2 protein-coding genes are annotated in these 2,154 nt (G+C 42.3%); both read right to left on the bottom strand.

Going from position 1 to position 2,154, the window contains the following annotated elements:
• Window positions 1-35: 35 nt before the first annotated feature.
• The gene (lptG, locus tag AABI99_RS18150; protein WP_338367519.1) at window positions 36-1,103 is read right to left on the bottom strand and encodes an LPS export ABC transporter permease LptG; all 1,068 of its coding nucleotides are present in this window, start codon (window positions 1,101-1,103) and stop codon (window positions 36-38) included.
• A partial coding sequence (lptF, locus tag AABI99_RS18145) for an LPS export ABC transporter permease LptF (RefSeq protein ID WP_338367518.1) occupies window positions 1,100-2,154 on the bottom strand: 1,055 nt, incomplete at its 5' end. The genes lptF and lptG, both read right to left, overlap by 4 nt.

The following is a 2,154-nucleotide window of genomic DNA, read 5'->3' as shown; positions in this document are numbered from 1 at the left end:
ATCAATGATCACCCTTTTTACGCTTAATAGCTATTTTATACTCGCTTATTCATCAAGTACGTAGCAAAACTAATAAATATGACACTTGGTAATACCGCACCAATTATTGCTGGTATTTGATAAACCATAACAACAGGGCCAAAAATCTCGTTAGTTAAATGAAATACAATCCCTGTAACGACACCCATAATAATGCGTGCGCCCATTGTAACGGTTCGTAAAGGGCCGAATATAAACGACAGCGCAACCAGCAGCATTACAGCAACAGACACTGGCTGCATTAGCTTACGCCATAAGGCTAGCTCATAAGTGCTGGTATCTTGCTCATTTTGCTGCAAGTAGCCTAAATATGACCACAGCCCGGTAAAAGAGAGCGACTCAGGCTTTACTGATACAACACCAAGCTTTTCACCCGTTAATTGTGAGGGGTAAAACTCTTCGTCAATGTGCTCGCTGCTTATTTGCTCATCACTAATATGCACTTTATTTACATCACGCAATAGCCAGCCTTCATCACGGCCTATAGCCACTTTAGCTTTAGTGATTTGTGTTAAATCGAGTGATTTATCAAAATGATACATATGCACACCATTTAAGCGACCACTTTGATCTACATCTTCAATATTAATAAAGTTGTTGCCATCTTTAGCCCATACACCTTTTTGTGCATTAAATACATCACCCCCATGAATTGCCTGATTCCGCATTTCTTTGGCATGTTGTTGTGCCTCTGGTGCGCCCCACTCGCCTAGCGCCATCATACACAAAGCCATAAATATGGCGGTTTTCATTACTGAGCCTATAATTTGCAAGCGTGACATCCCCGCTGCTTGCATCACCACCAGCTCACTATTTGAGGCCAGCGCCCCCAGGCCCGTTAAACCACCTATCAGTGCAGCCATCGGAAAAAATATAACTAAATCTCCAGGCATACTATAAAAAGTGTACAAGGTGGCGGTCATTAAGTCGTAGCTTCCGCGTCCGACCGACTTTAGCTGATCAATAAACTTAATTAGCGTACTAATGCCAACCAACACCAATAAAGCAAACCCGGTGGTTTGTAAAACACTTCGCCCTAAATACCAATCAAGTGTTTTCATCATGCGCTTAGCTCCCGTTTTGTTACAACAGCTTTAAGCCATGCCCCAAGAGGACGCCCTTTTATTATCAATAAACTACCGATAAATAAAGCACTTAAATGAATCCACCACAAACCAATAGAAGGCGGTATTTTGCCATCTTCAACTGCAAACTTTGCTGCATTGAGTAAAATAAAATAGCCTAAGTACAAGCTAATAGCAGGCACTAATTTGGCAAATTTACCTTGGCGAGGATTAACCACACTAAGTGGTACTGCAATTAATGTTAATAACGGAATAGAAAGCGGTATAGCTATTCGCCATTGCCACTGTGCAATAGATTCTGAGGTGTTAAGTGGTAACAACTGATTAGTAGGTATTGCTTCTAATTTGCGGCGCTGATGTTCTATTTCTTGTTCGCGAATTTGTACGCTGTAGCCATCAAACTGCGTTAAATTAAGGGCCGGTGTTTGGCCATCGGTTTCGTAACGTTTACCATCGGTTAGTACCAATTGTTGCTCACCATTTACCGCCTCTACCACCACACCTTGTTCGGCATACACTAAACGCGCATGATCATCTTTTTCGGCATCAGGTAACTGCGCTACAAATACTTTGTTAAGTTCTTTACCGCCGTTTTCAATGTTATGAATAAACACCACGGCTTTTTCATTACCCGTTTGTTGAAATCGCCCAGCCCTAAGTGCAGATAAACCTGCATCGGCTTTGGCTTGCTCTTTTAATTGATATTCTTGCTCGCTGGCCCACGGCGCAAGGTACATGGTAAGCGAGGCGGCCAAAATAGCGAGTCCCACACTGGAGATCAAAGTTACGCGTACCACATACCATTCACTCACCCCACATGCCTTTAAAACAGTCATTTCGCTGTCGGCATAAATGCGGCTGTAAGCTAAAATAATGCCCAGAAATATACTCAACGGCAGGATCAGCGAGGCTAGTTGCGGCAACTTAAGCGCAATCATCGATAATACTAATTTGGCAGGAATACTTCCTTCTGAAGCATCTCCTAAAATAACCACAAACTTTTGTGACACAAAAATGGTCATTAAAGTTA

It is taken from the genome of uncultured Pseudoalteromonas sp., assembly GCF_963922945.1.
In the GTDB taxonomy this organism is placed as follows: domain Bacteria; phylum Pseudomonadota; class Gammaproteobacteria; order Enterobacterales; family Alteromonadaceae; genus Pseudoalteromonas.
The sequence above is the reverse complement of the archived record's forward strand: the minus strand, read 5'-3'. Positions and strand labels throughout refer to the sequence as shown.